Here is a 6,988-nt window from a genome sequence, read left to right on the forward strand (position 1 = left end):
GAGGGACGTCAAAAATGGGAGAAACCATTCGGCCGCACGGAGGAACATTAATTAACCGTATTGTAGAGGGAGAGCAAAGAGATCGACTGCTGGAGCATGCCAAAGACTTGTTTCCGCTAAGAATCAATGCGTGGACGATTTCAGATCTGGATTTGATCGGCGTAGGCGCATTTTCCCCATTGACAGGGTTTATGGGTAAACAGGATTACCATTCCGTCGTAGAACGAATGAGGCTCGCTGACGGAACGGTATGGAGCCTGCCGATTACACTGGGTGTTGAAGATGAGGTCGCGAAAGATCTGGAGCCAGGCCAGGAGGCCGCGCTTGTTGGAGAGAAGGATGGCGTCATTTACGGCATTATCCGAGTGGAGAGCATCTATCAGGTAGACCAGAAGCATGAAGCCGTCAAGGTTTTTAAAACCGACGATACGGAGCATCCGGGCGTGCAAAAGCTGTATACGAAGCCTGCCACTTATGTCGGAGGACCCGTACAGGTTCTGAACCGTCCAAAGCCGGAGAAGTTCGAGGAGTTTTATTTTGATCCGGCTGAGACTCGCAAAATCTTTTCTGACAAGGGATGGAAGACGGTAGTAGGCTTTCAAACGCGTAATCCGGTTCACCGTGCCCACGAATATATCCAAAAAAGCGCGATGGAAATCGTGGATGCGCTGTTCTTGAATCCTCTTGTCGGCGAAACCAAATCTGATGATATTTCGGCTGACGTACGGATGCGCAGTTACCTTGTACTGCTTGACAACTACTATCCGAAGGATCGTGTCTTTTTGGGCGTGTTCCCTGCCGCTATGCGTTATGCGGGACCTCGTGAAGCCATTTTCCATGCGATAGTCCGCAAAAACTACGGCTGCACGCATTTCATCGTAGGGCGCGATCATGCAGGTGTAGGTGATTATTACGGTACTTATGAAGCGCAGGAAATTTTCAGCAACTTCACGGCTGAAGAGCTCGGCATTACACCATTGTTCTTCGAACACAGCTTTTTCTGCACCAAATGCGGCAATATGGCCTCGAGCAAAACTTGCCCGCACGGCAAGGAAGACCACCTTCATTTGTCGGGAACAAAAGTACGTGCGCTGCTGCGCGAAGGTCAATGCCCTCCCCCGCAATTCACCCGTCCGGAAGTGGCCGAAGTGCTCATAGAAGGTATGAAAGAGCCTGAATATCAGGTATAAGCGGCTGGTCTAATTGTCCACCTCGTCCCATAAGATGAAAGTGAGTCTATGGGATGCGAGGTGGATTTTTCATGTTCCGAAGAAGAAAGAGGGTTGTGATCTGGCTGACCATGCACAGCGGAATCAAAATTGTCATGTCCGCCATATTGGTCGCTCTTATGCTATTCATGTTGACATATGAGCTTCCTTCGACCAAAACATGGACCTACTGGACAATGCCTCTTTCAGGTAAGATCATAGCTTTGGATGCAGGGCACGGCGGACCGGATGGGGGAGCCCGCAGTAAAGACGGACTGGATGAAAAGGACGTGAATCTGGCCATCGCCAAGTATTTGCGGGATTATTTGCAGCAGGCGGGAGCGCTGGTCGTGATGACACGCGAGGATGACAGGGATTTGGCGGATCCGTCGACCAGAGGCTACAGCCGCCGCAAAACGGAGGACCTGTTGAAACGGGCGGAGTTCATCTCACAGTCAAAGACGGACTTATTTTTAAGCATTCACTTAAACAGCATACCGTCGGCCAAATGGTCAGGTGCGCAAACGTTTTTTTACCCGAATCATAGGGATAATGCTGCATTGGCTGCCTTAATTCAAGACGAAATGAAGAAAAACTTGAAGAATACCGATCGGGTGGCGAAGCAAGCAGATAAAGAGATTTATTTACTGAAAACACTCCAGATGCCCAGTGCTTTAGTGGAGGTGGGGTTCTTGTCCAACCCTGCGGAAGCGGCTTTGTTGAGAGATCCGGCGTATCAGAAAAAAGTGGCTGCCGCCATCTATCAAGGGATACTGCGCTACTATTCCGGGGAAAAAGTGGGATCGGATTGATTTTGTGGTATAATAAGCAATAACGTACATCATAATTAACGGCCGAGGTGACGATGTGGTAACCAAAGAACAGTTGCTGGCTTCATTGAGCCAGTTGAAGGATCCTGAATATGGCATAAGTTTAGCCGATTTGAATTTTGTCCGAGATGTCATGATCAAGGGAAACCATGTGTCCGCTACGGTCTTGCTTTCCAATGAAAGTGATGAAAATAAGCAGCGGCTGCAGCAAGAAATTACGGCGGCTTTCAAAAAAATCGGTACGGAGCAGGTGCACCTCCGTTTTCGTCCGCTTTCCGATTTCGAACGCAGCGAAGCGGCACGCAAAGTTCAGCAGACGGGCGTTGCGGCTGGGTCGCAAGCGGCCGCTCCCGGTGCTGCCAAGGCTGGCGTGAACGTGTTGGACCCGCAATCGGGTGTGAAATTTATCGCCGTTGCAAGCGGTAAAGGCGGTGTTGGCAAATCGACCGTTACGGTGAACCTGGCTGTTGCATTAGCGAGACTTGGCAAGAAGGTCGGGTTGGTGGATGCCGATATCTACGGCTTCAGTGTCCCTGACATGATGGGAATCGAAGAGCGGCCTCAGGCTGTGGAGAACCGTATTGCTCCAGTTGAGCGTTTCGGGGTGAAAGTCATTTCGATGGGCTTCTTTGTGGAAGAGAATACGCCGGTCATATGGCGCGGGCCAATGCTTGGCAAGATGCTTCGCAACTTTTTTAGCGAGGTCGATTGGGGAGAGCTGGATTATATTCTTCTCGACTTGCCGCCAGGTACGGGAGACGTTGCTCTTGATGTTCACCAGATGATTCCTCATAGTAAAGAAATCATCGTTACAACACCTCATGCCACTGCCGCATTCGTAGCAGCCAGAGCAGGAGCGATGGCTCTTCACACCAATCATGAAATCCTCGGTGTGGTTGAGAATATGTCGTATTATGCCTGCAGTCAATGCGGAAATAAGGATTATGTGTTCGGCCGTGGCGGCGGAGCGAAACTTGCAGAGGAGCTGCATACAAGCCTCCTTGCCCAAATCCCGCTCGGCGTACCGGATAATCATGTATCGGAGCCGGATTATTCGCCTTCGGTTTACAAAGCGGATACCGAAACCGGGCAAATCTACAAAGATGTGGCAGAGCAAGTGATTCGTCAGTTAGAAGGAACAAGACAGGCCTAAACCAAGGCCTGTCTTTATTTCATTTTTTAGCTTCCTTGCTGACCGCCCTGTTGACTTCCTCCATCGCTATTTCCTCCACCGCCTCCTGAGGATTGTTGTCCTTGCTTAGGGGCAGATTCTTCCTGAAGAACCTTTTTCATTAAATTCATCAATTCCAAACGGAACAAGGGACTTTGAAGAGACTCTTGAATGACGGCTTTCATTTGAGTTCGATAGGGTGTACTTTTTATGGTTTCCAGCAGCAAATTCTCAAAATCGGGGCTTTTCATGGCATCCATCATTTGTTTTTGATATTCCGGATCCTTCATTAGATCTTTTTGAAGCTGCTTCATATTCTTTTCGATGGCTTTTGCAAACTGTCCGGCAAATCTTGGATCGGTGATCATTTTTTGAAGAAACTGGCTATTCTCCGTATCGACCAGTACATCTTTCACAGCCAATTGCAATTGCTGTGTATCGCCTGCAGAAAGGATTTGAAGCTTGCTGTTCTGTTGAATTGTAGCTTCCTGAATAGCCTTTCGACCGTCTTCGGTCTTCAGTATGTCGAGTACCATGGATTTGGTATCCTTATAGGTAGCACCGCCGTTGCCGGATGAAGCTTGAATCTCGGAACCGCAAGCCGTTAAGACGCCGACGATCAAAAGAACGGGAACTACACGGATCCATCGAGCGATCATTAGTCAGGGCTCCTTTCTTATTATTTTAGCCATAGTATTTGTAACGGATGGCGGGATTAACACAATTGTCGTTAGCTTTTTATTGTGAAGGTTGGTACAATTAACTGTTGAGATGACATATTGGAGGGTAACGGTTGTGACAATAAGAAAATGGTTTTACCTGTTTTGGACCACTCTTTTGGTTGGAGCGGTCACTGCCATCGTCACAGGGCTTGTTTTGCAATTTTCGGATCAGCAAGTGGCTCTTGGCGGCAAAGAAATCGGATTCAGTATGTTAACCATGTTTCTTGGCGGTGCTACGATCAGCGTTCTTAGCCAGATGGGCTTTTTTGCATATCTTATTATTCGCTACCTGTTTATGGGAATGTTTCGCCGCAAATGGACTTGGGATATGCTTCAAGTCATCATCATTGTGATTGTGCTGTTTGATTTGGTGTATTTGCGGTATGCGCAAAGCGATGGGCAATCGGCATGGGTGGGATACTTGGTGTTCCCTGTCATTCTTACAATCGCCTCAGTGATTGTATCTTGGTGGAAGGCAAGGCTTACGAATCAAAGCGCTTGGATTCCCACGTTGTTTTTCATGATAGCGGTCACGGCGATTGAAGCCATTCCGTCGCTTCGCTTGGATAATCCCGCCTCCACGGTATTTATGTTGGTTCCGCTGTTTGCATGCAATGCATGGCAAATTTTAATTTTATCCAAAGTACTGCAAACAAATAAAGAGCCGCTATAACGGCTCTTATGTTATTTGTAAGTTTTATTTTAATGAATTTGCTTCAGGAGGGTATCCTCTACCGGTGGCTTGTTATCCACTTGCGCCAGTTTCATGAGCTGGCTGACCGTGACAAATTCAAAGCCCTTTTCTCGAAGCTGGTCAATAATAACCGGTAGGGCCTCATGAGTTTGCTTGGAGGAATCGCTGGCATGCAGCAGTATGATATCTCCCGGATGAGCTTTGCTTACTACGCGGTTGATGATGTTGTTTACCCCTGGATTTTGCCAATCCATGGAATCGGTATCCCACTGGACGACAGAATAGTTCAATTCTTCAGCAATTCGGAGCACGCGCTTATCGAAATCGCCGTTCGGCAATCGAATCAGCTGAGGAGAGGTGCCGGTGACTTCACTCAATATCTGGTGTGCCGTTCGAATTTGTGCACGGATCTCTTCATCGTTCAAACTGCTGTAATTGACGTGTTTATGCCCGTGGCTGCCAATTTCCCAACCGCCTTTCACAATTTTATTGACAATTTCCGGATGTTCCTTGCTCCATGGTGAAGACAGGAAGAAAGTGGCGTTCTTAACCCCTTTATCTTCCAGTATTTTGAGAATAGGCTCGGTCCGTTTATCCCCCCAACTAATATCGAAGGTCAGCGCCACGACTTTTTTGTCGGTTACTACGCTGTACACGGCGGATGGCTTTTGTGAAAACACGGAAACATTCTCGCTTTCCGAGTAAATAATACCGGCAGCGAACAGGATCGCAACCGTAATGATCAGCGCTTGTTTTATCTTTTTGCCGCTGAAGACATAAAAATAATTCACATGCTTGGCCTCCTTTGCTCATCCTCGAATCGAAAAGGCTTGTTTAATCAAGTATTAGTAACAATGTATGCTCGTACCAATAACTTATGCTTAAATACGGAGGGATCACAGATGAAATGGAATCATGCCATAGAACAATTAAAATTAATGAAGCATTATTTTATAGCTTCCGTTCTGGTGTTTCTGGTAGGGATGCTGATGGGTGCTTTGTACTCGGAACAATTTCAAGCTTTTATTAACACTCAATTGGAAGCGTTGAAACGAATTACAGACACGTTAGCGGAGAAACCGAATCAGCAGTGGTCGTTGTTTTGGTTGATCTTTTGGAATAATGCATCCAAATCGCTGCTTGTCATAGTCATGGGCGTACTTTTTGGAATATTCCCTTTATTTTTTCTGATTGTAAATGGACTTGTACTCGGCTATGTAGCTGTAGCGGCGGGACAAAAAGAATCCTGGCTCTTTGTAATCAAGGCGATTGTTCCGCACGGGATTTTGGAGCTTCCCGCTATTATTATTGCATGTGCTTTAGGGCTCCGGCTTGGAATGCTGTTGCTCAAAATGTTCCTGTCGATCTTCAGTCCTTCACGTTCCCTGCAAGCAAGAGAACAACTTCGTGCATTCGTCAAAGCGTTAGTTCCGATTAGCGTGATGCTTGTTATTGTCTTGTTCGTCGCCGCATTAATCGAAAGTACATTCACGTTGTGGCTTGTACAGGTATAAATACAATGTGTGTCCGCTCATAAATATTCCAAAAACTGTGCATAACAATAAAACGAGCAAGATGTTTTGAAGATCACGGTATGCAGTGGGAGTTCGGCCTTTCAGGTTCATTGCGTACTTCTGCTGCCGTCTTGTTTGTGTTTCCTGAATTTTAAGTCGAGAGGGGTTAACGCTGCCGCATGTTGGGCTTCTTATTCAATGAACGGGAATGCAAAGAGTTGAATTATGTTCTGCGTAAGGAACTGGACGAAATGCTTTTTGATTTGAATGATCAAAGAATCGATACGGATATTAAAAAAGCGATTGAATCCAGATATAAAGTAATCTTTCGTATGTATGCGCGATTAGCCTCTCCTAAAGAAATTTCGAAGTATGCCAGGAATCGCATGTATCATTAAAATCGTATGTAATCATAAAATAGGTATCAAATGACTTGACTTCAGAGGATGAGATATGATATTTTATTACTCGTTCTCGTTATACCGAACAAGCTGTTCCAACAAAAAAATAAAAAAGCTTGCAATCGGATAGGTGAATGTGTTATATTATAAAAGTCGCCGCTAAACGAGGTGACAATAAACGACAAGCTTTAAAAGGCTTGTACAGCAAGGTTTTATTCGTGAAATTGCCCTTTGAAAACTGAACAACGAGTGAGTGTAAAGATAGAGAATCGAAAGATTCTCGCCAGTAGTAGATGATGAGCTAATCAGCTTTTCTTTGATGGAGAGTTTGATCCTGGCTCAGGACGAACGCTGGCGGCGTGCCTAATACATGCAAGTCGAGCGCTAGGGGTGCACCCTTAGGGGAGACCTCCTGGAGCGGCGGACGGGTGAGTAACACGTAGGCAAC

General features: G+C 46.5%; 8 protein-coding genes and 1 rRNA gene. 7 read left to right on the forward strand and 2 right to left on the reverse strand.

Annotated features, from left to right (window positions below; all coding sequences use genetic code 11):
* Window positions 1–14: 14 nt before the first annotated feature.
* The 3 genes from sat to NR121_RS20355 all read left to right on the forward strand — a co-directional run bounded on the left by sat (window position 15) and on the right by NR121_RS20355 (window position 3,191).
* The gene (gene sat, locus NR121_RS20345; RefSeq protein WP_074729643.1) at window positions 15–1,190 is read left to right on the forward strand and encodes a sulfate adenylyltransferase; all 1,176 of its coding nucleotides are present in this window, start codon (window positions 15–17) and stop codon (window positions 1,188–1,190) included.
* Between the two features lie 71 nt (window positions 1,191–1,261).
* A complete protein-coding gene (gene cwlD, locus NR121_RS20350; RefSeq protein WP_062410387.1) occupies window positions 1,262–2,020 on the forward strand; it encodes an N-acetylmuramoyl-L-alanine amidase CwlD in 759 nt (252 codons plus the stop codon).
* A 55-nt stretch (window positions 2,021–2,075) separates the two neighbouring features.
* Window positions 2,076–3,191 (forward strand): Mrp/NBP35 family ATP-binding protein, encoded by a 1,116-nt coding sequence (locus tag NR121_RS20355; protein WP_062410388.1) that lies wholly within the window; start codon window positions 2,076–2,078, stop codon window positions 3,189–3,191.
* Between the two features lie 26 nt (window positions 3,192–3,217).
* Here the strand turns inward: NR121_RS20355 and gerD are convergent, their stop codons facing one another.
* Window positions 3,218–3,868 (reverse strand): spore germination lipoprotein GerD, encoded by a 651-nt coding sequence (gene gerD / locus NR121_RS20360; RefSeq protein WP_054818736.1) that lies wholly within the window; start codon window positions 3,866–3,868, stop codon window positions 3,218–3,220.
* A gap of 136 nt (window positions 3,869–4,004) precedes the next feature.
* Here gerD and NR121_RS20365 point away from each other — a divergent pair, with 136 nt between their 5' ends.
* Complete coding sequence (locus NR121_RS20365) at window positions 4,005–4,604, forward strand: KinB-signaling pathway activation protein (protein ID WP_137671164.1); 600 nt, start codon at window positions 4,005–4,007, stop codon at window positions 4,602–4,604.
* Window positions 4,605–4,633: 29 nt separating this feature from the next.
* Here NR121_RS20365 and pdaB read toward each other — a convergent pair whose 3' ends face one another.
* On the reverse strand, window positions 4,634–5,416 hold the full coding sequence (gene pdaB / locus NR121_RS20370; RefSeq protein WP_054818737.1) for a polysaccharide deacetylase family sporulation protein PdaB: 783 nt from the start codon (window positions 5,414–5,416) through the stop codon (window positions 4,634–4,636).
* Between the two features lie 111 nt (window positions 5,417–5,527).
* On the opposite strand from pdaB, the gene NR121_RS20375 reads away from it, so the two are divergent.
* From NR121_RS20375 to NR121_RS20385, 3 genes are all read left to right on the forward strand, one after another.
* Window positions 5,528–6,139 carry a stage II sporulation protein M gene (locus tag NR121_RS20375; protein ID WP_256831839.1) on the forward strand — a complete coding sequence of 204 codons (612 nt, stop codon included), beginning with the start codon at window positions 5,528–5,530 and terminating at the stop codon, window positions 6,137–6,139.
* 179 nt (window positions 6,140–6,318) lie between these two features.
* Window positions 6,319–6,537 carry a hypothetical protein gene (locus tag NR121_RS20380; protein ID WP_054818738.1) on the forward strand — a complete coding sequence of 73 codons (219 nt, stop codon included), beginning with the start codon at window positions 6,319–6,321 and terminating at the stop codon, window positions 6,535–6,537.
* A 319-nt stretch (window positions 6,538–6,856) separates the two neighbouring features.
* Window positions 6,857–6,988 (forward strand): 16S ribosomal RNA (locus NR121_RS20385); the annotation flags it as partial.

Origin of the sequence: Paenibacillus sp. Pae15 (assembly GCF_024519685.1) — a bacterium.
GTDB lineage: Bacteria > Bacillota > Bacilli > Paenibacillales > NBRC-103111 > Paenibacillus_G > Paenibacillus_G naphthalenovorans.